Annotated in this window: 24 protein-coding genes and 1 riboswitch; of the genes, 11 read left to right on the top strand and 13 right to left on the bottom strand. The window is 63.1% G+C overall.

Annotated elements, in window-relative coordinates; genetic code table 11:
- Positions 1 to 20 precede the first annotated feature (20 nt).
- The 9 genes from HU760_RS03090 to tkt form a co-directional block, all read right to left on the bottom strand.
- Positions 21 to 317: a winged helix-turn-helix domain-containing protein gene (locus HU760_RS03090; protein WP_170033118.1), complete on the bottom strand. Its 297-nt coding sequence runs from the start codon at positions 315 to 317 to the stop codon at positions 21 to 23.
- A 12-nt stretch (positions 318 to 329) separates the two neighbouring features.
- On the bottom strand, positions 330 to 830 hold the full coding sequence (locus HU760_RS03085; RefSeq protein ID WP_024087829.1) for a M48 metallopeptidase family protein: 501 nt from the start codon (positions 828 to 830) through the stop codon (positions 330 to 332).
- 39 nt (positions 831 to 869) lie between these two features.
- Positions 870 to 2,996 (bottom strand): putative bifunctional diguanylate cyclase/phosphodiesterase, encoded by a 2,127-nt coding sequence (locus HU760_RS03080; protein WP_186672415.1) that lies wholly within the window; start codon positions 2,994 to 2,996, stop codon positions 870 to 872.
- Between the two features lie 246 nt (positions 2,997 to 3,242).
- A complete protein-coding gene (gene fba / locus HU760_RS03075) occupies positions 3,243 to 4,307 on the bottom strand; it encodes a class II fructose-bisphosphate aldolase (RefSeq protein WP_186672414.1) in 1,065 nt (354 codons plus the stop codon).
- A 100-nt stretch (positions 4,308 to 4,407) separates the two neighbouring features.
- The gene (locus tag HU760_RS03070) at positions 4,408 to 4,737 is read right to left on the bottom strand and encodes an MliC family protein (RefSeq protein ID WP_186672412.1); all 330 of its coding nucleotides are present in this window, start codon (positions 4,735 to 4,737) and stop codon (positions 4,408 to 4,410) included.
- Between the two features lie 63 nt (positions 4,738 to 4,800).
- Positions 4,801 to 5,052: a hypothetical protein gene (locus tag HU760_RS03065; RefSeq protein WP_170033128.1), complete on the bottom strand. Its 252-nt coding sequence runs from the start codon at positions 5,050 to 5,052 to the stop codon at positions 4,801 to 4,803.
- Complete coding sequence (locus HU760_RS03060; protein WP_186672410.1) at positions 5,052 to 6,215, bottom strand: phosphoglycerate kinase; 1,164 nt, start codon at positions 6,213 to 6,215, stop codon at positions 5,052 to 5,054. Before HU760_RS03060 ends, HU760_RS03065 begins: the two co-directional genes overlap by 1 nt.
- 12 nt (positions 6,216 to 6,227) lie before the next feature.
- A complete protein-coding gene (gene epd, locus HU760_RS03055) occupies positions 6,228 to 7,289 on the bottom strand; it encodes an erythrose-4-phosphate dehydrogenase (RefSeq protein ID WP_186672404.1) in 1,062 nt (353 codons plus the stop codon).
- A gap of 179 nt (positions 7,290 to 7,468) precedes the next feature.
- A complete protein-coding gene (gene tkt, locus HU760_RS03050) occupies positions 7,469 to 9,466 on the bottom strand; it encodes a transketolase (protein WP_186672402.1) in 1,998 nt (665 codons plus the stop codon).
- A 229-nt stretch (positions 9,467 to 9,695) separates the two neighbouring features.
- Here tkt and HU760_RS03045 point away from each other — a divergent pair, with 229 nt between their 5' ends.
- The 4 genes from HU760_RS03045 (at position 9,696) to HU760_RS03030 (ending at position 14,268) form a co-directional block, all read left to right on the top strand.
- A complete protein-coding gene (locus HU760_RS03045; protein WP_186672401.1) occupies positions 9,696 to 10,688 on the top strand; it encodes an ArsR/SmtB family transcription factor in 993 nt (330 codons plus the stop codon).
- Between the two features lie 18 nt (positions 10,689 to 10,706).
- Positions 10,707 to 11,897, top strand: a complete 1,191-nt coding sequence (gene metK, locus HU760_RS03040) for a methionine adenosyltransferase (protein ID WP_170033138.1) — start codon at positions 10,707 to 10,709, stop codon at positions 11,895 to 11,897.
- A 145-nt stretch (positions 11,898 to 12,042) separates the two neighbouring features.
- The gene (ligB, locus tag HU760_RS03035; protein ID WP_186672400.1) at positions 12,043 to 13,743 is read left to right on the top strand and encodes an NAD-dependent DNA ligase LigB; all 1,701 of its coding nucleotides are present in this window, start codon (positions 12,043 to 12,045) and stop codon (positions 13,741 to 13,743) included.
- A gap of 132 nt (positions 13,744 to 13,875) precedes the next feature.
- The gene (locus HU760_RS03030) at positions 13,876 to 14,268 is read left to right on the top strand and encodes a DUF1090 domain-containing protein (protein ID WP_186672399.1); all 393 of its coding nucleotides are present in this window, start codon (positions 13,876 to 13,878) and stop codon (positions 14,266 to 14,268) included.
- Positions 14,269 to 14,338: 70 nt separating this feature from the next.
- Here the strand turns inward: HU760_RS03030 and HU760_RS03025 are convergent, their stop codons facing one another.
- Positions 14,339 to 14,797 carry a c-type cytochrome gene (locus HU760_RS03025; RefSeq protein WP_186672398.1) on the bottom strand — a complete coding sequence of 153 codons (459 nt, stop codon included), beginning with the start codon at positions 14,795 to 14,797 and terminating at the stop codon, positions 14,339 to 14,341.
- Between the two features lie 119 nt (positions 14,798 to 14,916).
- Between HU760_RS03025 and mltA the strand changes: the two genes are divergently transcribed.
- Positions 14,917 to 16,068 carry a murein transglycosylase A gene (gene mltA / locus HU760_RS03020; protein WP_186672397.1) on the top strand — a complete coding sequence of 384 codons (1,152 nt, stop codon included), beginning with the start codon at positions 14,917 to 14,919 and terminating at the stop codon, positions 16,066 to 16,068.
- A 50-nt stretch (positions 16,069 to 16,118) separates the two neighbouring features.
- Here the strand turns inward: mltA and HU760_RS03015 are convergent, their stop codons facing one another.
- Together HU760_RS03015 and HU760_RS03010 are read right to left on the bottom strand one after the other, a co-directional pair.
- Complete coding sequence (locus tag HU760_RS03015; RefSeq protein ID WP_186672396.1) at positions 16,119 to 16,502, bottom strand: MAPEG family protein; 384 nt, start codon at positions 16,500 to 16,502, stop codon at positions 16,119 to 16,121.
- A gap of 28 nt (positions 16,503 to 16,530) precedes the next feature.
- Complete coding sequence (locus HU760_RS03010; protein ID WP_186672394.1) at positions 16,531 to 17,364, bottom strand: EamA family transporter; 834 nt, start codon at positions 17,362 to 17,364, stop codon at positions 16,531 to 16,533.
- Between the two features lie 400 nt (positions 17,365 to 17,764).
- On the opposite strand from HU760_RS03010, the gene HU760_RS03005 reads away from it, so the two are divergent.
- Positions 17,765 to 19,000 carry a cation:proton antiporter gene (locus HU760_RS03005; RefSeq protein ID WP_186672392.1) on the top strand — a complete coding sequence of 412 codons (1,236 nt, stop codon included), beginning with the start codon at positions 17,765 to 17,767 and terminating at the stop codon, positions 18,998 to 19,000.
- Between the two features lie 32 nt (positions 19,001 to 19,032).
- Here HU760_RS03005 and HU760_RS03000 read toward each other — a convergent pair whose 3' ends face one another.
- Positions 19,033 to 19,434: an acyl-CoA thioesterase gene (locus HU760_RS03000; protein ID WP_003257757.1), complete on the bottom strand. Its 402-nt coding sequence runs from the start codon at positions 19,432 to 19,434 to the stop codon at positions 19,033 to 19,035.
- A gap of 178 nt (positions 19,435 to 19,612) precedes the next feature.
- Positions 19,613 to 19,709: riboswitch (S-adenosyl-L-homocysteine riboswitch) on the top strand.
- A 20-nt stretch (positions 19,710 to 19,729) separates the two neighbouring features.
- On the opposite strand from HU760_RS03000, the gene ahcY reads away from it, so the two are divergent.
- The 5 genes from ahcY (at position 19,730) to rhlE2 (ending at position 26,208) form a co-directional block, all read left to right on the top strand.
- The gene (gene ahcY, locus HU760_RS02995; protein WP_170033154.1) at positions 19,730 to 21,139 is read left to right on the top strand and encodes an adenosylhomocysteinase; all 1,410 of its coding nucleotides are present in this window, start codon (positions 19,730 to 19,732) and stop codon (positions 21,137 to 21,139) included.
- Between the two features lie 158 nt (positions 21,140 to 21,297).
- A complete protein-coding gene (metF, locus tag HU760_RS02990; protein ID WP_186672390.1) occupies positions 21,298 to 22,143 on the top strand; it encodes a methylenetetrahydrofolate reductase [NAD(P)H] in 846 nt (281 codons plus the stop codon).
- 91 nt (positions 22,144 to 22,234) lie between these two features.
- Positions 22,235 to 23,302: a hypothetical protein gene (locus tag HU760_RS02985; protein ID WP_186672388.1), complete on the top strand. Its 1,068-nt coding sequence runs from the start codon at positions 22,235 to 22,237 to the stop codon at positions 23,300 to 23,302.
- Between the two features lie 17 nt (positions 23,303 to 23,319).
- Positions 23,320 to 24,108, top strand: coding sequence for a substrate-binding periplasmic protein (locus HU760_RS02980; protein ID WP_186672386.1), 789 nt, complete (start codon positions 23,320 to 23,322; stop codon positions 24,106 to 24,108).
- 219 nt (positions 24,109 to 24,327) lie between these two features.
- Positions 24,328 to 26,208: an RNA helicase RhlE2 gene (rhlE2, locus tag HU760_RS02975; protein ID WP_186672384.1), complete on the top strand. Its 1,881-nt coding sequence runs from the start codon at positions 24,328 to 24,330 to the stop codon at positions 26,206 to 26,208.
- Positions 26,209 to 26,210 lie beyond the last annotated feature (2 nt).

Below are 26,210 nucleotides of genomic sequence, written 5' to 3'. Positions count from 1 at the left end.
GCGCATACGACCCGGATTGTTCAAGGGTAACCCAGCACTTCGCGGATCTGCCGCAAGTGCCGGATGATCCACTGCTTGTCGATCGCCCCCCAGTCATGAATGCGATAGTGCCCGGCATGATTGCGCGCGCCTGCCTGCTGCTCGAACTCGCAGACGATATCCAGATCGGCCAGCGCGGCGATGGTGTCCTGGGCGGTGCGCCGTGGCATGCCGGTGGCCTCCATCAGGGCGGGCACGCTGGTCGCGGTCTGGCTGTCGATCAGCCACGCCACGTACAGACGGCGGTAGAAGCTGCTCTTGGTCTTGCTCACTTCCATGCTGCATGGTCCTTAACAGTTGCCCGGCAGCTCCCGATAGGTCAGGTAGACGCGCAGGTCGAATTCCAGTTGGTGGTAGTCCGGCTCCATGTGCTGGCAGAGCTGGTAGAACGCCTTGTTGTGATCACGCTCGCGCAGGTGTGCCAGTTCGTGCACCACGATCATGCGCAAGAATTGCGGCGCCGCCTCCTTGAACAGCGAGGCAATGCGGATTTCCTTCTTCGCCTTGAGCTTGCCACCCTGCACCCTTGATATCGCCGTGTTCAGGCCCAGGGCCCGGTGGGTCAAGTCGAGGCGATTGTCGAACAGCACCTTGTCCAGGTTCGGCGCGCTGCGCAGGTATTGCTGGCGCAGATCCTGGGCATAGCCGTACAGCGCCTTGTCGCTTTGTACATCATGGCGGTCAGGGTAACGGCGCTGCAGATATTCGCCCAGGCGGTCGCTGTCGATCATCTGCCGCACCTGCTGCTGCAGGTGCGGAGGGTAGGCTTGCAGGTAACGTAATACAGTCATGGCGCGGCTTTCGGTATGGCGAATGCCGATTCTAGCCAATCAAGGCTTTGGCCAGGAGAAAATCGCCGGGAAACTGCTGGCATCCGCTGCGGTCATCGGGTAAGCCACCAGGAAACCCTGCACGTACTGGCAACCATTGGCCTTCAGCCAGGCCGCCTGGACCGGGGTTTCCACGCCTTCGGCGATCACCGTGATGCAATAGTCGGCGCACAGGCTGATAACGCTGCGCACCAGCGCGGCATCCATCGCCGAGTCGGGCAGGCGCGCCACCAGATGGCGGTCGAGTTTGAGCGTATCGATCGGCAGGTCGCGCAACATGCGCAACGAACAGTCACCGGCACCAAAATCATCCAGCGCCACCCGCACACCCAGCTCGCGCAAGCGGTGGATCTGTTTTACCGCCGCATCGATGTTGTACATCAACGAAGTTTCCGCCACCTCCACTTCCAGCTGTGCCGGGTCCAGCTGGTAAAGCTGGATCACCCGCTGCAACTCCTCGACCAGGCCCGGCATGACGAATTGCGCACGGCTCAGGCTGATACCCAGCACCAGGTCTGCAGCAAAGCGCTGGCACCAGGCCTGGCGCTGGGCCGCACCCTGACGGTAGATCCAGCTGGCCAGGCGGTTGATCAGGCGCGCTTCTTCCAGCAGCGGAATGAACAACCCGGGCGGCACATCGCCAACACTGGGGTGCTGCCAGCGCAACAACGCTTCGAAACCACGCAGGTGACCGTCAGCGAAGGCGACCTGCGGCTGGTACACCAGGGTGAAGTCCTGCTGCTCGATAGCCGCACGTACGCTGTCTTCCAGCATCAGCCGAGAACGCGCACGGCCATTGAGTTCCTGGTCGTAGAAGCGGTACTGCTGGCGCCCCGCTTGCTTGGCCGCGTACATCGCCGCATCGGCGGCGCGCAACAGGCCTTCGACGCTGGCCCCGCAGTCCGGGTAGGTAGCGATGCCGATGCTGACCCCAAGGCACACATCGAAGCCGTCCACCTCGTGGCTGATGGAAACGCGTTCCAACAGCCGCTCGGCATAACGCCCGGCCTGCTCCGGATACGGCAGGCCGTCGAACAGCGCGGTGAATTCATCACCACCCATGCGTGCGAGCAGCGCCTCGCTGCCCAGGCAGTCCTTGAGCTGCTCGGCGACCCAGCGCAACACCCGGTCACCCGCGTCGTGGCCAAGCGAGTCGTTGATACGCTTGAAGCCATCCAGGTCCATGTACATCAACGCCTGCGACTTGTCCGAGCGCTCATTGCGCAACAGCGCGCCTTCGGCGGCCTGGTAAAAACCGCGGCGGTTGAGCAGGCCGGTGAGCGGGTCGGTCACGGCCTGGTATTCCAGCTGCTGGTGCAGGTTGCGCACCACCGACATGTCCAGCACCGTCACCACCATCGCCTGCTGGTCGACCGGCAGCGGTGCACAGGACAACGCCACGGGCAGCAGCTCACCGCCAGAGGTACGCAGTTGGGCATCATGCACACGGAAGATCTGCCTGCCCAGGTAGGCCTGGTAGAAGCCCGAGTCCTCCCACAGGCTGGCAGTGGCCAGTTGCACCAGATCGAGCAGGCGAGCGCCCTGCAGCTGTGCTACCGGCGTGGACAACAGGTTGGATATGGCCGGGTTGGCAAAGCTGATGATGCCTTGCGCATCCACTACCAGGATGCCCTCGGCGGCATTTTCCAGGATCGACGCATTGAACGCCGTGGCGGCTTCCAGCTCACGGGTCAGGCGTTGCAGCATGCGCCGGTTACGCTGCTGCTCGAGCAGGGCCTGGACCTTGGGCTTGAGGATCTGTGGGTCGAACGGCTTGAACATGTAGTCCACGGCGCCGCTGGCATAGCCTTTGAGCACGGCCGCTTCGGACTGTTCGTTGGCGGTGAGGAAGATGATCGGCGTCAGCCGGGTACGCTGGCTGCCGCGCATCAGCCGGGCGACTTCAAAGCCATCCATTTCCGGCATCTGTACATCCAGCAAGACCAGATCGACTTCATGTTCGAGCAATGCGTTCAAGGCTTCCATACCCGAACTTGCCGTTAATACCTGCCAATCCTGACGGGCCAGCAATGCCCGCATGCTGATGAGGTTCTCGGGGTAATCGTCTACCACCAGGAGAACCGAATTGCCATCCAGTGGCTGTGGTAGAGCGGGAGCGCCATCCATGCTGCTTCTCTATTATGTGACCGACTTCAAAATACACTTGGATCCATTAGTACTCTAGCTCTACGCGAATAACGCGCAATGCAATCAGAACGCTATCAGGTACTTAACTGTACCGTAGCCGACTAACGGTCGGTTCGCCGTGTTTTATGGAGCGCCTGTAGCGCCACGCCTGCACAGCAGCAGCAATTTCTGAACCCGAGAAATGAAAAACCCGCATTTCTGCGGGTTTTTCGTGTTGCCAGTCGATCAGTTGACCTTGGCGGCCAGTTCGCCCTTGGCGTAGCGCTGGAACATGCCTTCCAGGGAGATCGGCTTGATCTTCGAGGCATTGCCAGCGGTGCCGAAAGCTTCGTAGCGGGCGATGCACACATCACGCATGGCCTTCACGGTCTCGGCGAAGAACTTGCGTGGGTCGAACTCGCTCGGGTGCATGGCCATGTAGCGGCGGATGGCACCGGTGGAAGCCAGACGCAGGTCGGTGTCGATGTTGACCTTGCGCACACCGTACTTGATACCTTCGACGATTTCCTCGACCGGCACACCATAGGTTTCCTTGATGTCGCCGCCGTACTGGTTGATGATCGCCAGCCACTCCTGCGGTACCGAGGACGAACCGTGCATCACCAGGTGGGTGTTGGGGATGCGCTTGTGGATTTCCTTGATGCGGTCGATCGCCAGCACGTCACCGGTTGGTGGCTTGGTGAACTTGTAGGCACCGTGGCTGGTACCGATGGCGATCGCCAGGGCGTCGACCTGGGTCTTCTTGACGAAGTCCGCAGCCTCTTCAGGGTCGGTCAGCATCTGGCTGTGGTCCAGCACGCCTTCGGCGCCGATGCCGTCTTCTTCACCGGCCATGCCGGTTTCCAGCGAACCCAGGCAGCCCAGCTCGCCTTCTACCGAAACGCCGCAGGCGTGAGCCATGGCAACGGTCTGCTGGGTAACGCGTACGTTGTACTCGTAGTCGGTCGGGGTCTTGCCGTCCTCACCCAGCGAGCCGTCCATCATCACCGAGCTGAAGCCCAGCTGGATCGAACGTTGGCAGACATCAGGGCTGGTACCGTGGTCCTGGTGCATGCACACCGGGATGTGCGGGAATTCTTCGATGGCAGCCAGGATCAGGTGACGCAGGAACGGGGCACCGGCGTATTTGCGAGCACCGGCCGAAGCCTGGACGATCACCGGGGAGTCGGTCTTGTCGGCCGCTTCCATGATGGCGCGCATCTGCTCGAGGTTGTTGACGTTGAAAGCTGGTACGCCGTAACCGAACTCGGCGGCGTGGTCCAGCATCTGGCGCATGCTAATGAGTGCCATTGTGTATCTCTCTCCCGACAAGCGTCGTTTGTTTCGTGCAAGCCTGCCGCAGGGGCGGTTGCTGTTCAAGTTGTGTGGGCCACCCTCGCGGCCCGGCCAGTCACGGTGCCTTGCAGCCCCGCCCAATCAGATCGTTGGTCGCCACCCAATACACCAGGCCCTCTTCGCCCTTGGTGTGGAAGGCCAGCATGCCATCGCTGTACAGCGTACCCGATGCACCGGGCTCGGCCTTGAGCCGGTAGACCTGGTCGCCGCCACCCAGGCGTACATCGACCTGGTCACGTTGCGCATCGGCGAAGCGCCACAACACCTCAGCCTGGCTGTCGCAGACCCAACGGGTCCAGTCGTCTGCCGGGGCGGGTTGCGCCGGCTGCAGCAGCGAGCATCCTGCCAGTGTCGCCAGGGCCGTCACGGCCAAAAGCGCTTTCATTGCATATCCTCTAGATGACCACACAGCGGTCGCTTGGTTGCCTGGCCCGACGAAACGCCGCGCTCAAGGGCAACCCGGCGCCTTGCGCTGGTGGTCTTCATCGTACTTCTCAAGGCCTTCCGGGCCCACGCGCTTGCTGATGACCGGCACGGTCTCGGCTTGCCACTCGGACTGGTAGCAGCCACCTTTGGGCGGCTGCGCCGGGTCGCTGTCCGAGGCCGGGCTGCCGGCGCAGGCGCTCAGCAGGCCAGCCAGCATCATCACAGGCAATTGCTTGACCATCAGGCCACTCCCTTTGCCAAGCGCCGACGTCATCAGGCCTTGGCCCGCTCTTCCAGAATTGCCACGGCCGGCAGGACCTTGCCCTCGACGAACTCGAGGAAGGCGCCACCACCGGTAGAAATGTAGGAGATATCGGCGCCAACGCCATACTTGTCGATTGCAGCCAAGGTGTCACCGCCGCCGGCGATGGAGAATGCCGCGCTGTCGGCGATGGCCTTGGCCAGCACCTTGGTGCCATTGCCGAACTGGTCGAACTCGAACACACCGACCGGGCCGTTCCACAGGATGGTTTTCGACGACTTCAGCAGCTCGGCGAAGTTGGCTGCGGTTTGCGGGCCGATGTCCAGGATCATGTCGTCAGCGGCAACGTCGGCGATGGCCTTGACGGTGGCTTCGGCGCTCTCGGCAAATTCCTTGGCAACCACCACGTCGACCGGCAGAGGCACGCTCACCTTGGCAGCGATGGCCTTGGCAGTGTCGACCAGGTCAGGCTCGTACAGCGACTTGCCCACTGGGTGGCCGGCGGCGGCCAGGAAGGTGTTGGCGATGCCGCCGCCGACGATCAGCTGGTCGCAGACTGCGCTCAGGCTGTTCAGCACGTCCAGCTTGGTGGACACCTTGGAGCCGGCAACGATGGCGGCCATCGGCTTGGCCGGGGCTTTCAGGGCCTTGCCCAGGGCATCCAGCTCGGCAGCCAGCAGCGGGCCGGCAGCAGCGACCTTGGCGAACTTGGCAACACCGTGGGTCGAACCTTCGGCGCGGTGGGCGGTACCGAAAGCGTCCATGACGAACACGTCGCACAGGGCAGCGTATTTCTGCGCCAGCTCGTCGGCGTTCTTCTTCTCGCCCTTGTTGAAGCGCACGTTCTCGAACAGCACCAGGGAACCGGCCTGGACCTCGACACCATCAAGGTAGTCGGCAATCAGCGGCACATCACGGCCCAGGGCCTTGCTCAGGTAGTCGGCAACTGGCTTGAGGCTGTTCTCGGCCGAAAATTCACCTTCGGTCGGACGGCCCAGGTGCGAGCAGACCATTACCGCCGCGCCTTTCTCCAGGGCCAGCTTGATGGTCGGCAGCGCTGCCAGGATACGCGCATCGCTGGCAACCACACCGTCCTTCACAGGCACGTTGAGGTCTTCGCGGATCAGTACGCGTTTACCTTGCAGGTCGAGGTCGGTCATCTTCAACACGGTCATGAATGCAGTCCTTCAGGGCTGTTTGTTGCAGGTGGGGTGGACGACGTGCAGATAGTGTTCGGCAACGTCGAGCATACGGTTGGCAAACCCCCATTCGTTGTCGAACCAGGCCAGCAGGTTCACCAGGCGCGGGCCGCAAACACGGGTCTGGCTGGCATCGACGATCGCCGAATGGGGGTCATGGTTGAAATCACAGCTGGCATGCGGCAATTCGGTATAGGCCAGCAAGCCTTTCAGCGGGCCTTCCAGCGCCGCCTCGCGCAACACCCGGTTGACCTCGGCCGCGCTGGTATCGCGGGCGGTCTGCAGGGTGATGTCCAGGCACGAGACGTTGACGGTCGGTACGCGTACCGCTTTGGCCTGGATTCGCCCGGCAAGTTCCGGAAGCAGGCGCTCGATGCCACGCGCCAGACCAGTGGACACCGGGATCACCGACTGGAAGGCCGAACGCGTGCGGCGTAGGTCCTCGTGGTGATAGGCGTCGATCACCGGCTGGTCGTTCATCGCCGAATGGATGGTGGTGATCTGTACGTACTCGATACCGAACGCCTGGTCCAGTACGCGCAACAGCGGCACGCCGCAATTGGTGGTGCAAGAGGCGTTGGACACCAGGCGCTCATGGCCAGTCAGGCAGGCCTGGTTGATGCCGTAGACCACCGTGGCGTCGACGTCGACCTCGCTGGCCATCGGCTGCGAGAACAGCACCCGCGGTGCGCCGGCGTCGAGGAAGCGCTGGCCATCGGCGCGGGTGTGGTAGGCGCCGGAGCACTCCAGCACCAGGTCGATGCCCAAAGCGGCCCAGTCGATGCCTTCAGGGGTGGCACTGCGCATCACTTTCACGCAGTCGCCATTGATATGCAGGCAGTCGCCATCGACCTTCACCTCACCGGGAAAACGCCCGTGGGTGGAGTCGAAGCGTGTCAGGTATTCCAGACTGGCCTGGTCGGCCAGGTCGTTCAGCGCGACGATCTCGAAACCGGCCTTCGCCCCCCGCTCGAACAGCGCGCGCAGGACACAGCGGCCGATACGGCCATAACCGTTGAGTGCAACTTTGTAGGGACGCAGGTGGGACATTCGTTGCCTCGCTAACGCATGATGGCTTTGGGGCCGCGTTGCGGGCCATCGCGACACAAGGCCGCTCCTACGAGGGCCCTGCATGCGCAGTACCCTGTAGAAGCGGCCTTGTGTCGCGACGGAGGGCGAAGCCCTCCCCTTGCACGACCTGGAGAGCGTCACTGCCCTCCATATTTACATCAGTCTTCCAGCAGCTCTTCGGCAGTACCGAGGATGTTCTCCACGGTGAAGCCGAACTCTTCGAACAGTGCCGAAGCCGGCGCCGACTCACCATAGGTGGTCATGCCAATGACGCGACCTTCCAGGCCAACGTACTTGTACCAGAAGTCGGCATGGGCGGCTTCGATGGCGATGCGCGCCCCCACTTCCAGCGGCAATACCGACTGCTTGTAGGCAGCATCCTGGGCATCGAACACACTGGTGCACGGCATGGAAACCACGCGCACCTTGCGGCCTTGCTCGGTCAGCTTGTCGAACGCCTGAACCGCCAGGCCCACTTCCGAACCGGTGGCGATCAGGATCAGTTCAGGCTCGCCGGCGCAGTCCTTGAGCACGTAGCCGCCGCGGCTGATGGCGGCGATCTGATGGGCGTCACGCGCCTGGTGCTGCAGGTTCTGGCGCGAGAAGATCAGTGCCGAAGGACCGTCCTTGCGCTCCAGGGCGTATTTCCAGGACACCGCGGACTCCACCGCGTCGGCCGGGCGCCAGGTGTCCAGGTTCGGCGTGCTGCGCAGGCTGGTCAGTTGCTCGATCGGCTGGTGGGTCGGGCCATCTTCGCCCAGGCCAATGGAGTCGTGGGTATAGACGTGGATCACGCGCTGCTTCATCAGCGCCGACATGCGCACGGCGTTGCGGGCGTATTCCATGAACATCAGGAAGGTCGCGCCGTAAGGTACCAGGCCACCATGCAGGGCAACGCCGTTCATGATGGCGGTCATGCCGAACTCACGCACACCGTAGAACACGTAGTTGCCGCTGGCATCGTTGGCTTCGACACCCTTGCAGCCCTTCCACAGAGTCAGGTTGGAACCGGCCAGGTCGGCCGAACCACCGAGGAATTCCGGCAGCAGCGGGCCGAAGGCGTTCAGGGCGTTCTGGCTGGCCTTGCGGCTGGCGATGGTTTCGCCTTTGGCGGCCACTTCGTTGATGTAGGCCTGGGCCTTCTCGCTGAAATCGGCCGGCAGCTCGCCGGCAGCACGACGCTGGAACTCGGCAGCCAGCTCTGGATAGGCCTTGGTATAGGCCTCGAAACGCTGGTTCCACTCGGCTTCAGCCTTGGCGCCGGCAGCCTTGGCGTCCCACTCGGCATAGATGTCGGCCGGGACTTCGAACGGGCCATGGTTCCAGTTCAGCGCCTGGCGGGCCAGGGCGATTTCGTCGTTGCCCAGCGGGGCGCCGTGGCAGTCTTCCTTGCCCTGCTTGTTCGGCGAGCCGAAACCGATGATGGTCTTGCAGCAGATCAGGGTCGGGCGATCGCTCTTGCGGGCGGTCTCGATGGCGGTCTTGATCTCGTCGGCGTCATGGCCGTCGACATTGCGGATCACCTGCCAGTTGTACGCTTCGAAGCGCGCCGGGGTGTTATCGGTGAACCAGCCGTGCACTTCGCCGTCGATGGAGATGCCATTGTCGTCGTAGAAGGCGATCAGCTTGTTCAGGCCAAGAGTGCCGGCCAGCGAGGCAACCTCGTGGGAAATACCTTCCATCATGCAGCCGTCGCCGAGGAACACATAGGTGTTGTGGTCGACGATGGTGTGGCCGTCACGGTTGAACTGGGCGGCGAGCACTTTTTCGGCCAGGGCGAAGCCCACGGCGTTGGCGATACCCTGGCCGAGCGGGCCGGTGGTGGTCTCGACGCCCGGGGTGTAGCCGTATTCCGGGTGGCCCGGGGTGCGGCTGTGCAGCTGGCGGAAGGCCTTGAGGTCGTCGATCGACAGGTCGTAGCCGGTCAGGTGCAGCAGCGAGTAGATCAGCATCGAACCGTGGCCGTTGGACAGCACGAAGCGGTCGCGGTCGACGAAGTTCGGGTTGCTCGGGTTGTGCTTCAGATAGTCGCGCCAAAGCACTTCGGCGATATCCGCCATGCCCATGGGGGCACCTGGGTGGCCGCTGTTGGCCTTTTGCACGGCATCCATGCTGAGGGCACGAATGGCGTTGGCACGTTCACGACGGCTGGGCATCGCTGATCTCCTGGGGGGCTTGAATAGGTGGTGTCACGAAAAAAGGCGGCCATTTTCGCCCACTGGGGGGGCTCGGGGCAATGACGTATGGTCGCAGTCGGGGGATTTTCCTGTGATTGAGGTTCAATTCGGGGCAAAACCGGGCGAACCGTCCCGCTCATCACCCAATATCAAAACTTTTTGATATTGCCCTTGCTAGGGCAACGATGCCTGTCTAGACTGCCGCCCCATGAACCTTCGTGCGCAATTGATCCCCAAGCAATGCGAAACATTGGCTGCCCTGTGCAAAGCCAGTGGCGACGAGTTGCGCCTGAACGTGTTGCGCGCCCTGGCCAACGACTCGTTCGGCGTGCTGGAACTGGCGCAGATCTTCGACGTTGGACAATCGGGCATGAGCCATCACCTGAAGGTGCTGGCCCAGGCCGAACTGGTCGCCACCCGCCGCGAAGGCAACGCCATTTTCTATCGCCGGGCCCTGCCCGACAGCTTGCGTCTTGGCGGCAGGCTGCATGCAGCACTGCTCGAAGAGGTCGACGACCTGGCCCTCCCGGCAGAGGTGCAAGCTCGCATTGCCCAGGTGCAGCAACGTCGTGCCGCCACCAGCCAGGATTTCTTCCTCCGTGTGGAAGAAAAGTTTCGCGCCCAGCAGGACCTGATCGCCGGCCTGCCGCAGTACCGCGAAAGCCTGCTGGCGCTGCTCGACAAACTGAACTTTGATCTGGCCGCCAGTGCCCTGGAGGTCGGCCCCGGCGACGGCGGCTTCCTGCCGGACCTGGCCCGCCGCTTTGCCCAGGTCACCGCGCTGGACAACAGCCCGACCATGCTCGAACTGGCACGCCAGGTCTGCGAACGCGAACGGTTGGGTAATGTAAACCTGCAGTTGGCCGATGCACTGGGTGCAACGGATGTGGAAGCCGACTGCGTTGTGCTGAACATGGTCTTGCACCATTTCAGCGATCCGGCCCTGGCCCTGCGCCAGCTGGCCAAACGGGTGAAGGCAGGCGGCAGCCTGTTGGTCACCGAACTGTGCAGCCATGACCAGGGCTGGGCGCGGGAAGCCTGCGGCGACCTCTGGCTCGGTTTTGAACAGGACGACCTGGCTCGTTGGGCCACGGCAGCCGGGCTGACCCCTGGGGACAGCCTGTACGTGGGCTTGCGTAACGGTTTCCAGATCCAGGTCCGCCATTTTCAGCGGACGGCTGGCGACATACACCATCGGTAAATTTCAGGAACCTTCGAGATGAGCGAATACTCCCTTTTCACCTCCGAGTCCGTGTCCGAAGGGCATCCGGACAAGATCGCCGACCAGATTTCGGACGCTGTCCTTGATGCCATCATCGCCCAGGACAAATACGCCCGCGTAGCCTGCGAAACCCTGGTCAAGACCGGTGTTGCCATCATCGCCGGCGAAGTCACCACTTCGGCCTGGGTCGACCTGGAAGACCTGGTGCGCAAGGTCATCATCGACATCGGCTACAACAGCTCCGACGTCGGTTTCGACGGTGCCACCTGCGCCGTGATGAACATCATCGGCAAGCAGTCGGTGGACATCGCCCAGGGCGTGGACCGTTCCAAGCCGGAAGACCAGGGCGCGGGTGACCAGGGCCTGATGTTCGGCTATGCCAGCAACGAAACCGAAGTACTGATGCCAGCACCGATCTGCTTCTCGCACCGCCTGGTCGAGCGCCAGGCTGAAGCGCGCAAGTCGGGCCTGCTGCCATGGCTGCGCCCGGACGCCAAGTCGCAGGTCACCTGCCGTTACGAAAACGGCAAGGTCGTCGGCATCGACGCCGTGGTGCTGTCGACCCAGCACAACCCTGAGGTTTCGCAGAAAGACCTGCAGGAAGCCGTGATGGAGCTGATCGTCAAGCACACCCTGCCTGCCGAGCTGCTGCACAAAGGTACCCAGTACCACATCAACCCGACCGGCAGCTTCATCATCGGTGGCCCGGTGGGTGACTGCGGCCTGACCGGGCGCAAGATCATCGTCGACTCCTACGGCGGCATGGCCCGCCACGGTGGTGGCGCGTTCTCCGGCAAGGACCCGTCCAAGGTCGACCGTTCCGCCGCCTACGCCGGCCGTTACGTGGCCAAGAACATCGTCGCCGCCGGCCTGGCAGAACGCTGCGAAATCCAGGTGTCCTACGCCATCGGCGTGGCCCAGCCGACCTCCATCTCGATCAACACCTTCGGTACCGGCAAGGTTTCCGATGACAAGATCGTCCAGCTGGTGCGCGAGTGCTTCGACCTGCGTCCTTACGCCATCACCACCATGCTCGACCTGCTGCACCCGATGTACCAGGAAACCGCTGCCTACGGCCACTTTGGCCGCACCCCGCAGCAGAAGACGGTCGGCGACGACACCTTCACCACCTTCACCTGGGAGCGCACCGACCGCGCCCAGTCGCTGCGTGACGCTGCCGGCCTGTAAGTTTCCTACGGCGCTGGACGAAAGCCCCTGCCGAGCAATCGGCAGGGGCTTTTTTGTGACATATCGGCTGACAAACCCCGCATGGCGTCGCGCATGTGGCCTGCCTAGGCTGAGGGTTCCCACACGCCATGCAAGGATGCTGGCCATGCCACTCACGCTGTTGTTTGCCCTGCTGCTGATACTACAGGCCCCGCTGACGCTGGCCGGCCAGTGCCCCGATTGGGGCCCGGAGCAAGCCGCCACTGAAACCACCCAGTTGCGCACCACGCTCGCCCGCTGGGATGACCACTACCATCGCCAGGGCGTTGCGCTGGTGCCCGATGAGTTGTACGACCAAAGCCGCCAGCGCCTGGCACACCTGCAGCAGTGCTTTGGCCTGGCGACCACCGAGTCGCCCTTGGCCAGTGCCCGCGGGCCAGTCCCCCACCCGGTACCGCATACCGGCGTCGACAAGCTGGCCGACCATCAGGCCGTGGTCCGCTGGCTAGCCGGCAAGCGCGGCGTCTGGGTACAGCCCAAGGTCGATGGCGTGGCCGTCACCCTGATCTATCGGCAAGGCCGCCTGGTGCAGTTGATCAGCCGCGGCGACGGGGTGCAGGGGCATGACTGGAGCCGCCACATCCCTCGGCTCGGTGCAATCACCCGGCAGTTACCCCAGCCCGTGGACTTGCTGTTGCAGGGCGAACTGTACTGGCGCCTGGACGCGCACGTGCAAGCCCAGGCAGGCAGCGCCAACGCTCGCGGCACGGTGGCCGGGCTGCTGGCACGCAAGGTGTTGAGCGATGAGCAGGGCAATGGTATCGGCCTGTTCGTCTGGGACTGGCCACAAGGCCCCGAGCAACAGGCCGAGCGCCTTGCGCAGCTGGCACAACTGGGCTTCCCCGAAAGCCAGGACTACAGCGTCGCCATCGATACAGCGGAGGATGCAGCCCATTGGCGCGATCATTGGTACCGCACCGCCCTGCCCTTCGCCAGCGATGGTGTGATCCTGCGCCAGGGCAGCCGGCCGCCCGCCGAGCGCTGGCGGGCCAGGGCGCCGTACTGGATCGCTGCCTGGAAGTACCCATATACGCAGGCGTTGGCCGAAGTCCGCGAAGTCCGCTTCCGCATCGGCCGCACCGGCAGGATTACGCCGGTACTGCAAGTGCTGCCGGTTACCCTTGACGACCGGCAGATCGCCCAGGTAAGCCTGGGCTCGCTGGCGCGTTGGCAGAGCCTCGACATCCGCCCCGGTGACCAGGTGGCCGTGAGCCTTGCCGGGCTAACCATCCCGCGCCTGGAACAGGTGGTACACCGCGCCGTGGAGCGCCAGCCAGTAACCGCGCCGCAGCCCGGCCAATATCACGCCCACAGTTGCTGGCAGGCCGATGTCGGCTGCGAGGAGCAGTTCAGTGCCCGCCTCACCTGGCTCAGTGGTAAACAGGGGCTGGCACTGCCGCGCACAGGCCCCGGCACCTGGCGCCGACTGGTGGCTGCCGGGCTGGTGACATCGATGACCGACTGGCTGCATCTGGATGCCGAGCGCCTGGGCCAGGTCGCCGGTATCAGCGACGCCACAGCGGCGCAGCTGCTGGGCAGTTTCGAGCAAGCCCGCTCACGGCCCTTTGCCCAATGGCTGCGCGGGCTTGGCACGCCCATACCAGCAGGCTTGGCGGTGATCGGCAACTGGCCGGACCTGGTTGCGCGTACAGCCGCCGAATGGCAAGCCTTGCCCGGTATTGGCGAAAAGCGCGGGCAACAGCTTGTGGAATTTTTCACTGCCCATGAGGTTCAAGCCATCGCCACCCAGCTCGGCATGACCGGCATCGATGGGTTTCGGGTCGACAGCCAGAGTATTGGGCAATGATTTTTTACCCATCTACCTGCAGGGATATTCCGAGATTCCACCAGAAAGGTGCAACAAGGGTTTCTAAATGAGCAAAACCAAGGCAGGATTTCCCTCAACTTTTGCTGCCCCGCCCCGTCAAGGAGGCTTTTCATGAAACGTATTTCGACCCTTTTCCTGCTCGCGACACTTGGCCTTGCCGCTGGCGCCGCCCAGGCTGCCCAGCCGGATGCCGGCCTGACCGGCTGCGCGGCCAAGCGCAGCGCCATCGAGAACCAGTTGAAGATTGCCCGTGACCAGGGCAACTCCGCCCAGGTCTCGGGGTTGGAAGAGGCGCTGCGTGGGGTCGACAACTGTACCGATGCTGGCCTGCGCAAGGAACGCGAGCAGAAAGTGCTCGAAGCCCGTCACGAAGTGGCCCAGCGCGAAAAGGACCTGAAAAAGGCCGAGAGGAAAGGCGATTCCGAGAAGATCAACAAGCGCAAGGACAAGCTGGCCGAGTCGCGCAAGGAGTTGCAGGAAGCGGTGGAGGACCTGGACCGCTAAGGCCAGCGGCAAACGCGATCACTGTAGGCGCGGCCTTGTGTCGCGCCTGCAGACAGAGCCATGCAAGCCATCAATGATTACGAAATTCGGTATGACAGGCCTTGCACGCCGCTTCGACCTTGTCCATCGGCGCCTTCAACTGCGCAGCATCGAGCGGCTGACTACGGCTGATATCGGCCAGTTCGCCTGTGACGCCTTCCAGCTGCCGGGCCAGGTCGTGAAAGCGTGCCTGGCGTTCCCATACCTCGGCGCGAGCGCTGCTGTCGCCACCATCACGCACCTGTGGAAAGTGTTGCCAGGGCTGGTGCGCGAGGTTGTCCAGCTTCTGAGCACCGTCGGCGAACTTCACCCCATCGAAAGGCAGCCGGCCACGCAACATGCCGCCCAGGTCTTCGCTGGTTCTGAGCATGTCCTTGAAGATTACCTTGCGCTTGCCCAGCGGCGAGTTGGGGTCGACCCGGTCGCAACCACTCAAGGCGCCGCCCAGGGCCAATGCTGCCAGCAGAACAACGGTCAATCGCTTCAACATCACACTCACTTCGGCCTGCGCAAATGGGCGGCCAGTATCGCTGCCCGCGGGCCAAAGACCAATAGCCACATGAAATACAGGGGTGAATATTCATCTTCGCCCATGACAGGAATGCACACATGAAATCAGCCCTGCGCCATCTGGCCTGGACGCTCCCGGTGCTGGCTTTGCTGGCCGGCTGCAACGGCGGCGAGAACGCCAAGCCGGAGCCCCACGCCATTGCCACCTACGTCCCGGCCACCTGGAATGACCTGCCGGCAGTCAGCGACGAAGACTTGCTAGCCGGCTTCTATGCCTGGCGCAGCGGTTGCGAGAAGCTCGCGCGCGACCCGGTGTGGGCCGCCACCTGCGAAGCCGCCGGCAGTGCCACGGCCAGCGCCGCCCAGGTCCGCACATTCCTGGAGCAGAACCTGGAGGTATACGGCCTGCGTTCCGCCGAGAACAACGCCCATGGCCTGATTACCGGCTACTACGAACCGGTCTACCCCGGCAGCCTGAAGCAGTCGGCAACCAACCACGTGCCGGTCTACGGTATTCCTGATGACATGATCGTGGTCGACCTGGCCAGCGTGTACCCCGAGCTCAAGGGCAAACGCCTGCGCGGTCGTCTCGACGGGCGGGTACTCAAGCCTTACGACACCGCCGAAGTCATCAACCGCGACGGCGCCAAGGCACCAGTGCTGGCCTGGCTGACCGATCCTATGGATTTGCAGTTCCTGCAGGTCCAGGGTTCCGGCCGGGTGCAACTGGAAGACGGCCGCCAGCTGCGCCTGGGCTACGCCGACCAGAACGGCCATCCATACCGGCCGATCGGGCGCTGGCTGGTGGAACAAGGCCAGCTGAAAAAGGAAGAAGTCAGCATGGGCGCCATTCACGCCTGGGCCCAGGCCAACCCGCAGCGCGTACCGGAGCTGCTGGCCAGCAACCCCAGCTACGTATTCTTCAGCACCCGCCCCGACAGCAACGAAGGCCCGCGCGGTTCGCTGAACGTGCCGCTGACCGCTGGGTACAGCGTAGCGATCGACCGCAAGGTGATTCCGCTGGGTAGCCTGCTCTGGCTATCCACCACCCGCCCGGACGCAACCCCGGTGGTACGCCCGGTGGCGGCTCAGGATACCGGAGGGGCGATTACGGGTGAGGTGCGGGCCGACCTGTTCTGGGGCACCGGGCCGGAAGCCGGGGAACTGGCCGGGAACATGAAGCAGCAAGGGCAGATCTGGATGCTGTGGCCCAAGGGCAAGCCGTTGCCTGAAGTACCAAAGGTGCCTTGATCGGCGGTGGGCTCTTCGCGGGCTTGCCCGCGAATCAGGCCCCCCGGTTTTCAGATGGAAACTACAAAGAACGCCACGATCATCGCCATCCCGGCAAACCACACCAGCGAGCGCAGCACGGCCCAGTCCGCCAGGTAGCAGATGATGTAAAGCAAGCGGCTGGTGATGTACATCACCCCCAGCACATCCTGGGTCACCTGCTCGGCATTGCCGACGATATCGGCCACCAGCACCGCCGCGGCAAACGCCGGAAAGGCCTCGTAGCTGTTCTGCTGGGCGGCATGTGCACGGCGTGGCAGGCCGGAAAGCGTATCCAGGAAAGCGCGCGGGTCGTGGTTGTCTTTCAGGCCGAAACGGCCACTTACCTTGGCGATCAGCCCGCACAGGGGTGGCAACACCAACGCGATCAGAATGCACCACAGGGCAACGGTCATAGGCAGGACTCCTTGTTCAGTCTCGAGGTCAAAGCTTCATTATCAACATGCCGGCCAACACCAGCCCGCAAGCCAGGAGTCGGGGCCGACCAAAAGGTTCTTTGAGGTAGCGCATGCCCAGCACTACCACCAGGATCACGCTCAATTCCCGCAGCGCCGCCGCCTCAGCCACCGAGCCGAGGTGCATGGCCCACAGCACCAAGGCATAACTGAGCAACACGCACAGGCCGACCGCCAACCCCAGGCGCCACTGCAGGCGCCAGAACAGTATGAACGGCGCACGTCGCGCCACGCTGGCCAGCAACGGAAAGGGCCAGGCGCTGAGCAACGTCAGCCACACCAGGTAATCCCAGGGTTTGCCCCACAGGCGCACGGCCTGACCGTCAAACCAGGTGTAGCAGCCGATGCACAGGCCAATCAGGGCGACCACCGGCAGCATCGACCAGGGTAGCCGCTCACCACCCCCACCCTGCCACAACAGGCAGGCCATGCCACAAGGGATCAGCAGGATGCCGACGATCTGCTGCTGGCTCAGCGATTCGCCGGCAAAGGCGAGGGTGAGTGCCAGCACCACCAGGGGCGACAGCCCGCGCATCAGCGGGTAGACCAGCCCCAGGTCGCCCACGCGATAGGCCTGGATCAGCAGGAAGCGGTACAACTGCTCGGCCAGCGCCGAGGCCAGCAGCCACGGCCAGACGCTGGCCGGCGGCACCTCGGCGAAGGCCACGGCAAACACCGCGAAGGCCAGCGCCACCGTGTCCATGCTGGCAATCACCAGCAGGCGTTCGCCGCTGAATTTGATCAGGGTATTCCAGGTCGCATGCAGCAGGGCGGCGATCAGAACCAGGGAAGTTGCCAGCACGCCTTTGGGTCCTTGTGACGTTTTCGAGGGATGAATATATAGCGTTGGCGGTCGGGTTGCCCGGGATGTGTTCGCCGATGGGGATTCAGCGCCTGTTAGATCGAGCGCCGCCCGCGCGGCGCATCGCGGATAAATCCGCTCCCACATTTGTTGCAACGTGCCGAACCTGTTACGCCATGGTTGTCAGCCCTGGCGCATGACTTGAGTCTTGCAAACCGGCTGACAACCATGGCCTCACAGACATGGCCACGTTGCATAATTGCACCCTCCAGCTGTAAGCACACGGAACGCTTCCAGCAATTCTGGTCAAATCCTGTGCCCCGAGCCCCTCGCCAGATCATCAAAGAACTGCCCGAGCCATTCGGGTTATGACTTGGAAGCCACTGTCACAGGATTCAGGATGCTTGAACTAGTTGCCGCATTTATCTGCCTCACCACCCTCCTCACCTACGTCAATTACCGTTTCATCGGCCTGCCCCCCGCCATTGGCGTGATGGTCACGGCGCTGCTGTTTTCCCTGATGCTGCAGGGCCTGAGCCTGATCGGCTTCCCTGGCCTGGAAGAACGCGTCGAAGGGCTGATGAACCAGATCGACTTCAATGACTTGCTGATGCACTGGATGCTGGCATTCCTGCTGTTCGCCGGCGCCTTGCACGTCAACCTCTCCGACCTGCGCAGCTACCGCTGGCCGATCGGCCTGCTGGCCACCGTCGGCGTCCTGATTGCCACGGTGGTCATCGGTTACCTGTCGCACTGGGTGTTCGCCCTGTTCGGCTGGCAGGTGCCGTTGATCTACTGCTTGCTGTTCGGTGCCCTGATCTCGCCTACCGACCCGATTGCCGTGCTTGGCGCGTTACGTACCGCCAATGCCTCCAAACCGCTCAAAACCACCATTGTCGGCGAATCGCTGTTCAACGATGGCACCGCAGTGGTGGTGTTCACCGTGTTGCTCGGCATCATCCGCCTGGGCGAAACCCCGAGCATGACCGACACGGCGATCCTGTTCGCCCGCGAGGCCATTGGCGGGGTAGTGTTCGGCGGCCTGATCGGCTACGCCACCTACCGCATGATCAAGAGCGTCGAGCAGTACCAGGTGGAAGTGATGCTCACCCTGGCGCTGGTCATCGGGGGCTCGGCCATGTGCTACGAACTGCACGTTTCGGCGCCGATCGCCATGGTGGTAGCCGGCCTGATCATCGGCAACCTGGGGCGCAACCTGGCGATGAACGACATGACCCGCCGCTATATGGACGGGTTCTGGGAGCTGATCGACGACATGCTCAATGCCCTGCTGTTCGCGCTGATCGGCCTGGAACTGTTACTGCTGCCGTTCAACTGGCTGCACCTGGCAGCCGGCGGTGTACTGGCGCTGGCGGTGCTGCTGTCACGACTGTTGACCGTAGCTCCGGCGATCGTCTTGCTGCGGCGCTGGCGCGCGGTGCCCAAGGGCACGGTACGGGTGCTGACCTGGGGTGGCCTGCGCGGAGGGGTGTCGGTGGCCCTGGCACTGTCGCTGCCTTTGGGCGAGGAGCGCGACCTGCTGCTGTCGATCACCTACATCGTGGTGCTGTCGTCGATCCTGGTGCAGGGCTTGAGCATCGGGCGGGTGGTGCGCAAGGTCAGCGCTCTGCCTTGAGATCCTGGGGCCGCAAAGCAGCCCCAGAATTTTCATTCCACTGCCGAATCCGGGAACTGGTCCTGGATGTACTTGATCTCGGTCCGCCCATGCGCCGCCGGCAACCCATCCTCGCCAAGGTTGACGAAGACCATCTTGTCGACCGTGAGGATGGCCTTGCGGGTGATCTTGTTGCGCACTTCGCACTTGAGGGTGATCGAGGTACGGCCGAACTCGGTGGCAGTGATGCCCAGCTCGATGATGTCGCCCTGGCGCGAGGCGCTGACGAAGTTGATTTCCGATATGTATTTGGTCACTACGCGCTGGTTGCCCAGCTGGACGATGGCGTAGATCGCCGCCTCTTCGTCGATCCAGCGCAACAGGCTGCCACCGAACAGCGTGCCATTGGGGTTGAGGTCTTCGGGTTTAACCCATTTGCGGGTGTGAAAGTTCATCTGTACTCCTGACCTGCTTGGCTGCGATGTAGCAATGATGGCAGAGCGGTCGCTGTCGCTCCATTGAACATCGACTATCGTCGCGATTAATCGACAGAAAACCTTGGGCAAGCCAGCGGGCGCGGCTATAATCTCCGCCGCTTCACATGGTTGCCCACAGCGGTGCCATGCCCGCCACCCGTCCGAGGGGCGCTGCAGCAGGCTCGGCCTGTCAGGCTCGGATGGGGCGTTGTCCGCTCCCGCGGACGCTCAACGCACAACGGCGCCCATTCGCACATTACGAATGGAGGCTCTCATGAGCGCTGCAAACATGCCTGCTGGTTTTACCGATTACAAAGTCGCCGACATCTCCCTGGCCGCCTGGGGCCGTCGCGAAACCATCATCGCCGAATCGGAAATGCCTGCACTGATGGGCCTGCGTCGCAAGTACCTGGCCGAGCAACCGCTCAAAGGTGCGAAGATCCTGGGCTGCATCCACATGACCATCCAGACCGCCGTGCTGATCGAAACCCTGGTTGCCCTGGGTGCCGAAGTGCGCTGGTCGTCCTGCAACATCTTCTCCACCCAGGACCAGGCCGCCGCGTCCATCGCCGCCGCCGGTATCCCGGTGTTCGCCTGGAAAGGTGAAACCGAGGAAGAGTACGAGTGGTGCCTGGAGCAGACCATCCTCAAAGATGGCCAGCCATGGGATGCCAACATGGTCCTGGACGACGGTGGCGACCTGACCGAACTGCTGCACAAGAAGTACCCGCAGGTACTGGAGCGCGTGCACGGCATCACCGAAGAAACCACCACTGGCGTGCACCGCCTGCTGGACATGCTGGCCAAGGGCGAGCTGAAAGTCCCGGCGATCAACGTCAACGACTCGGTCACCAAGAGCAAGAACGACAACAAGTACGGCTGCCGTCACAGCCTGAACGATGCCATCAAGCGTGGTACCGACCACCTGCTGTCGGGCAAGCAGGCCCTGGTGATCGGCTATGGTGACGTGGGCAAGGGCTCGGCCCAGTCCCTGCGCCAGGAAGGCATGATCGTCAAGGTCACCGAAGTTGACCCGATCTGCGCCATGCAGGCCTGCATGGACGGCTTCGAAGTGGTTTCGCCGTTCATCGACGGTATCAACAACGGCACCGAAGCCAGCATCGACAAGGCCCTGCTGGGCAAGATCGACTTGATCGTGACCACCACCGGTAACGTCAACGTCTGCGACGCCAACATGCTCAAGGCCCTGAAGAAGCGCGCCGTAGTCTGCAACATCGGCCACTTCGACAACGAGATCGACACCGCCTTCATGCGCAAGAACTGGGCGTGGGAAGAGGTCAAGCCGCAGGTGCACAAGATCCACCGCACCGGCGCCGGCAGCTTCGACCCACAGAACGACGACTACCTGATCCTGCTGGCCGAAGGCCGCCTGGTCAACCTGGGTAACGCCACTGGCCACCCAAGCCGCATCATGGACGGTTCGTTCGCCAACCAGGTACTGGCGCAGATCTTCCTGTTCCAGCAGAAGTTCGCCGACCTGTCGGCCGAGAAGAAAGCCGAACGCCTGACCGTTGAAGTGCTGCCGAAGAAGCTCGACGAAGAAGTGGCCCTGGAAATGGTCCGCGGCTTCGGCGGCGTGGTCACCCAGCTGACCCAGCAGCAAGCCGACTACATCGGCGTTACCGTAGAAGGCCCGTTCAAGCCGCACGCCTACCGCTACTAAGCGGCAAGCTTCAAGCGGCAGACAGGTGCAAAACCCACCCATGCCGCTTGCAGCCCAGGCTCAAACTTGTTGAACGATGCCCAAGCCAGATCGGCCATCACCGATCTGGCTTCTATTTGCAGCTTGCTGCTTGAGGCGGGCTGCTAGAGGAACGTCTGATGTCCCAGGAACGCCGCTACAGTTTCGAGTTCTTCCCGACCAAGACCGACGCCGGCCACGAAAAGCTGATGGGCGTCGCCCGCCAGCTGGCTGCCTACAATCCGGACTTCTTCTCCTGCACATACGGTGCCGGTGGCTCGACCCGCGACCGCACACTGAACACCGTGCTGCAGCTGGAAAGCGAAGTGAAGGTCCCCGCCGCGCCGCACCTGTCGTGCGTGGGTGACACCAAGGCCGAACTGCGCACCTTGCTGGCCGAGTACAAGGCCGCCGGCATCAAGCGTATCGTCGCCTTGCGTGGCGACCTGCCTTCGGGCATGGGCATGGCCAGTGGCGAGCTACGCTACGCCAGCGACCTTGTCGAGTTCATCCGCCAGGAAACCGCTGACCATTTCCACCTGGAAGTGGCTGCTTACCCGGAGATGCACCCACAAGCACGCAACTTCGAGGCCGACCTGGCCAACTTCGTGCACAAGGTCAAGGCCGGTGCCGACAGCGCCATCACCCAGTACTTCTTCAACGCCGACAGCTACTTCTACTTCGTCGAGCGCGCACAGAAGCTGGGCATGAATATCCCGGTAGTGCCCGGCATCATGCCGATCACCAACTACAGCAAACTGGCACGCTTCTCCGACGCCTGTGGCGCCGAGATCCCGCGCTGGATCCGCAAGCAGCTGGAAGCCTATGCCGATGACACCGCCAGCATCCAGGCATTCGGCGAGGAAGTGATCACCCGCATGTGCGAGCAACTGCTGCAAGGCGGCGCACCAGGCCTGCACTTCTATACCTTGAACCAGGCCGAACCGAGCCTGGCCATCTGGAACAATCTGAAGCTGCCACGCTGAAATTTTTTGCAAAATCTGTTTAAGATCCTACTAAGGCTTTGGTCATAGACTAAAGCCTTATTTTTTCGGGTTTACACAGGTCTTGCCTGCCATGCAGCACTCGCATCCACAGCTCGTCTACCTGGCTTTCGGCCCGGCGACCTATCACCAAGAAGCCTGCTTCAGCATCATCAGCGCCCTGGCCCATCTGGACACGGCAGCAGGCGAAGCCATGGACATTCAGGTCTACACCGACAACCCACAGCCCTACGCCGGCCTGCCGGTAACCGTGCATTTGCTGGACGAAGCAACGCGCCAGGCATGGAACGCCCCTCACGGTTACCACTTCCGCAGCAAGCATGTGCTGTTGCGTCAAGTGCTGCAGCAATATCCACTGGCCGTGCTGATCGACACCGACACGTTCTTCCGCAAGTCGCCGCTGGAGCTGTTCGCCCGGGTAGCCCCAGGCCACCTGCTGTGCAATGCCATCGGCGCACGCTATGGCAGCAACCAGAAGTGCCTGCTGTACAAGAACCTGCTGGCCGTCCTTGAGTCCCGTGGCCTTGCCGATTGCCAAATGCCACTGGTCAACTCCGGGGTGATCGGCCTCACGGCGCAGGATGCAGACACCCTGGACCGCTCCATCGCCATGATGGACGAGTTCCACCCCCTGGCTCGCGAGGCCTATACCTTGGAGGAATTCTGCCTGGCGGTGGCGGCCTACCGCACTCTGGAGCTGGCAGAATGCACCGACGTCATCCACCACTACTGGAGCCGCAAGGCGCAGTTCCGCGCCAAGATTCAGGCCTGGTTGCGCAAACATGGCCATGACCCGCTTAGCCGCGCGGCGCTGGCCGACGTGCACCTGGTCAATGACCAGCTGCCACGGCCACCGGTCCTGCAACGCCTGGGCTACAAGGCACTGAGCATGACTCTGCCCAGCCACGAACGCCAGTTCGCCCGCGAGTTGCTGTATGGCTGCTACCACTACCCCAACGAGTTCGACCGTGCCTGCGCATCGGCCTGGTGGGACAAGGCCCTGGAAAACCTCAATGCCCGCCATGGCCACATGCAGCCCGAGCAGTTGCGCCAGTGCCTGCGCCATCCGGGCCTGCGCCTGACTTTGGGCGAGCGGCGCAAGGACATCGAGGAGCATCTGCTGCGGTCGTCCCACAATTGAGTGAAATTGTGCAGGCCATGCCACATGTCGTCCGTATGCTCTGGATAATTCTGCTGGCCTGCCTGAGCCCCCTGGCCCTGGGCGAACGCCTGCGCCTGGTGACCGATGACTGGGCACCCTATGCATATCTGCAGGACGGTCAGCTGCGTGGCATCGATTACGAAGTCACCACCCGGGTGTTCGCACGCCTTGGCGTCGAGGTGGACGTGCAGATTCTGCCGTGGAAGCGCTGCCTGGCAATGATCGAGCAAGGCCAGGCCGACGGCATCCTCGACATCTTCCAGAACGAATCACGCCAGCCCTACCTGGTTTACGCTCCCGAGCCCATGTCGTATGTCGAGTTCGTCCTGTTCCAGGCCGGCACACGGCGCCATCCGGTCAGCAAACTGGAGGACCTCACCGGCCTCACCGTCGGCACCTCGCCCGGTTACAACTATGGTGCAGCGTTCAACGAGGCGAGGTATTTCAAACGCGAAGCCGCCCCTAGTCACGAAGCCAACTTCGGCAAGCTGGTCCTGGGCCGAATCGACCTGGCAATCACCGACCGCAGGGTTGGCCATTACCTGCTGCAGCATCTGGGCCTGCAACAACAAGTCGAGGTGATGCCGCTGGTGATCAGCCACCAGGCCCAATACCTGGGCCTGGTACGCAAGCCGGGGCGCGAGTTGCTGGCCCTGGCCTTTGCCGAAGAGCTGCGGCGCTTCAAGCAGGAACCGGCCTACGCAGTGATCAGCAAGCGCTACTCAGGCGACATCGGAAACATTCCCAACGCCGTTGAGCAGCAGGAAAGCAGCACGGCGCGATAGCTCTGTTATACTCGGGCCTTCCCGCCCGGCTCACGCCCGGACGCTCGGCCTCGCAACAGGCATCCCGATCGGCATCGACGCACTCAAGCGTCCAGCCTCCGTTACCCGGATGTGCAGTGAAAGCCCAGCTGGACCGGACGCGATCGCATCCATCCGATGCCCGTCGCGCCAGGCAGAACATCCCACACGGGCCCAGCCCACACGAGAACAGGATTGCCCATGTCCTTTGCTTCCCTCGGTCTCTCCGAGGCTCTTGTCCGCGCTATCGAGGCTGCGGGCTATACCCAGCCGACCCCCGTGCAACAGCGGGCGATTCCCGCCGTGTTGCAAGGCCGCGACCTGATGGTCGCTGCACAGACAGGTACTGGTAAAACCGGCGGCTTCGCCCTGCCGATCCTTGAGCGCCTGTTCCCGGCCGGCCACCCCGACAAGTCGCAGCGCCATGGCCCACGCCAACCTCGCGTGCTGGTCCTGACCCCGACCCGCGAACTGGCCGCCCAGGTACACGACAGCTTCAAGGTCTACGCCCGCGACCTACCACTGGTCAGCGCCTGCATTTTCGGCGGCGTCGGCATGAATCCGCAGATCCAGGCCATCGCCAAGGGTGTCGACGTGCTGGTCGCCTGCCCGGGCCGCCTGCTCGACCTGGCCGGCCAAGGCAAGGTCGACCTGGCTCACGTGGAAATCCTGGTGCTCGACGAAGCCGACCGCATGCTCGACATGGGTTTCATCCATGACGTCAAGAAGGTGCTCGCGCGCCTGCCGGCCAAGCGCCAGAACCTGCTGTTCTCGGCCACCTTCTCCAAGGACATTACCGACCTCGCCGACAAGCTCCTGCACAACCCGGAGCGTATCGAGGTCACCCCGCCGAACACCACGGTCGAGCGTATCGAGCAGCGCATCTATCGCCTGCCTGCCAGCCACAAGCGCGCGCTGCTGGCGCACCTGATCACCCTGGGCGCCTGGGAACAGGTGCTGGTGTTCACCCGCACCAAGCACGGCGCCAACCGCCTGGCCGAATACCTGGAAAAGCACGGCCTGACCGCAGCCGCGATCCACGGCAACAAGAGCCAGAACGCTCGTACCAAGGCCTTGGCCGACTTCAAGGCCAACAGTGTGCGGGTACTGGTCGCTACCGACATCGCCGCCCGCGGCCTGGACATCGACCAACTGCCCCACGTGGTCAACTTCGAGCTGCCGAATGTCGAGGAAGACTACGTTCACCGTATCGGCCGTACCGGCCGTGCCGGGCGCTCTGGCGAGGCCATTTCCCTGGTCGCGCCGGATGAAGAGAAGTTGCTCAAGAGCATCGAACGGGTAACCAAGCAGAAGATTCCGGACGGCGACCTGATGGGCTTCGATGCCAGCCAGGTTGAAGCCGAAAAGCCTGAAGTACGCGAGCGCCCGCAGAACAACGGCCGCGGCGGCCGTAATCAGCAGGCCCGTGGCGAAGGCGGCAAAGATGCCAACGGCGGCCGCAAGGACAAGGGCAAGGACAAAGGCAAGGCCAAGCAGCAGGCTGCGGACAAGCCGGCCGAGAAAGAAAAGGCGGGTGACAAGCAACAGCAGCGCAAACCGCGTGACAAGAAGCCACGTCAGCAGCAGCAACAACAAGCCAGCACCAGCGTGCCGAAAGTACCTGCCGACCGCGACCCGGAGGAGTTCCTGGACGACGACATCGACAACTTCGGTAACCGTGCCGACTATGTCAGCCCGTACCAGAACGGTAAGGGCCCGGGGCGCAATCGCCGCCCGGGCGGCAATGCCGGCCAAGGCAATGGCCAGCGCAGCAACAGCGGCGGCGGCGGCCAAGGTCGTACTGGCGGCCAACAGCGCAGCGGCGGTGGCGGCGAGAAACGCCCGGCCCGCGCCAACAACGGTGGCGGTGCCCGCCGTGATGGCGGTGGCCGTGGGCGTCCGGCCCGTGATGATGCAGCTCGCCAAGAGCCGGCCGTGCGCAATCCGCGCCAACCGGAAAAACAACCGCTGATCATTCGCAAGGAATCCAAGCTCGACCGTTACCCGACGCCAGAGCAACTGGATGACCTGCCAAGCCGCCCGCGCGGTGAGCGCCCGGCACTGCTGACCCGCAAGGGCTGACA

It is taken from the genome of Pseudomonas oryzicola (assembly GCF_014269185.2).
Classification (GTDB): domain Bacteria; phylum Pseudomonadota; class Gammaproteobacteria; order Pseudomonadales; family Pseudomonadaceae; genus Aquipseudomonas; species Aquipseudomonas oryzicola.
This window is presented reverse-complemented; position numbering and strand designations above follow the sequence as displayed.

Excerpts from the sequence above, each read along its gene's own strand:
- HU760_RS03090 (WP_170033118.1), bottom strand. The coding sequence starts at position 317 with ATGGAAGTGAGCAAGACCAAGAGCAGCTTCTACCGCCGTCTGTACGTG.
- HU760_RS03085 (WP_024087829.1), bottom strand. The coding sequence starts at position 830 with ATGACTGTATTACGTTACCTGCAAGCCTACCCTCCGCACCTGCAGCAG.
- HU760_RS03080 (WP_186672415.1), bottom strand. The coding sequence starts at position 2,996 with ATGGATGGCGCTCCCGCTCTACCACAGCCACTGGATGGCAATTCGGTT.
- fba (WP_186672414.1), bottom strand. The coding sequence starts at position 4,307 with ATGGCACTCATTAGCATGCGCCAGATGCTGGACCACGCCGCCGAGTTC.
- HU760_RS03070 (WP_186672412.1), bottom strand. The coding sequence starts at position 4,737 with ATGAAAGCGCTTTTGGCCGTGACGGCCCTGGCGACACTGGCAGGATGC.
- HU760_RS03065 (WP_170033128.1), bottom strand. The coding sequence starts at position 5,052 with ATGACGTCGGCGCTTGGCAAAGGGAGTGGCCTGATGGTCAAGCAATTG.
- HU760_RS03060 (WP_186672410.1), bottom strand. The coding sequence starts at position 6,215 with ATGACCGTGTTGAAGATGACCGACCTCGACCTGCAAGGTAAACGCGTA.
- epd (WP_186672404.1), bottom strand. The coding sequence starts at position 7,289 with ATGTCCCACCTGCGTCCCTACAAAGTTGCACTCAACGGTTATGGCCGT.
- tkt (WP_186672402.1), bottom strand. The coding sequence starts at position 9,466 with ATGCCCAGCCGTCGTGAACGTGCCAACGCCATTCGTGCCCTCAGCATG.
- HU760_RS03045 (WP_186672401.1), top strand. The coding sequence starts at position 9,696 with ATGAACCTTCGTGCGCAATTGATCCCCAAGCAATGCGAAACATTGGCT.
- metK (WP_170033138.1), top strand. The coding sequence starts at position 10,707 with ATGAGCGAATACTCCCTTTTCACCTCCGAGTCCGTGTCCGAAGGGCAT.
- ligB (WP_186672400.1), top strand. The coding sequence starts at position 12,043 with ATGCCACTCACGCTGTTGTTTGCCCTGCTGCTGATACTACAGGCCCCG.
- HU760_RS03030 (WP_186672399.1), top strand. The coding sequence starts at position 13,876 with ATGAAACGTATTTCGACCCTTTTCCTGCTCGCGACACTTGGCCTTGCC.
- HU760_RS03025 (WP_186672398.1), bottom strand. The coding sequence starts at position 14,797 with ATGTTGAAGCGATTGACCGTTGTTCTGCTGGCAGCATTGGCCCTGGGC.
- mltA (WP_186672397.1), top strand. The coding sequence starts at position 14,917 with ATGAAATCAGCCCTGCGCCATCTGGCCTGGACGCTCCCGGTGCTGGCT.
- HU760_RS03015 (WP_186672396.1), bottom strand. The coding sequence starts at position 16,502 with ATGACCGTTGCCCTGTGGTGCATTCTGATCGCGTTGGTGTTGCCACCC.
- HU760_RS03005 (WP_186672392.1), top strand. The coding sequence starts at position 17,765 with ATGCTTGAACTAGTTGCCGCATTTATCTGCCTCACCACCCTCCTCACC.
- HU760_RS03000 (WP_003257757.1), bottom strand. The coding sequence starts at position 19,434 with ATGAACTTTCACACCCGCAAATGGGTTAAACCCGAAGACCTCAACCCC.
- ahcY (WP_170033154.1), top strand. The coding sequence starts at position 19,730 with ATGAGCGCTGCAAACATGCCTGCTGGTTTTACCGATTACAAAGTCGCC.
- metF (WP_186672390.1), top strand. The coding sequence starts at position 21,298 with ATGTCCCAGGAACGCCGCTACAGTTTCGAGTTCTTCCCGACCAAGACC.
- HU760_RS02985 (WP_186672388.1), top strand. The coding sequence starts at position 22,235 with ATGCAGCACTCGCATCCACAGCTCGTCTACCTGGCTTTCGGCCCGGCG.
- HU760_RS02980 (WP_186672386.1), top strand. The coding sequence starts at position 23,320 with ATGCCACATGTCGTCCGTATGCTCTGGATAATTCTGCTGGCCTGCCTG.
- rhlE2 (WP_186672384.1), top strand. The coding sequence starts at position 24,328 with ATGTCCTTTGCTTCCCTCGGTCTCTCCGAGGCTCTTGTCCGCGCTATC.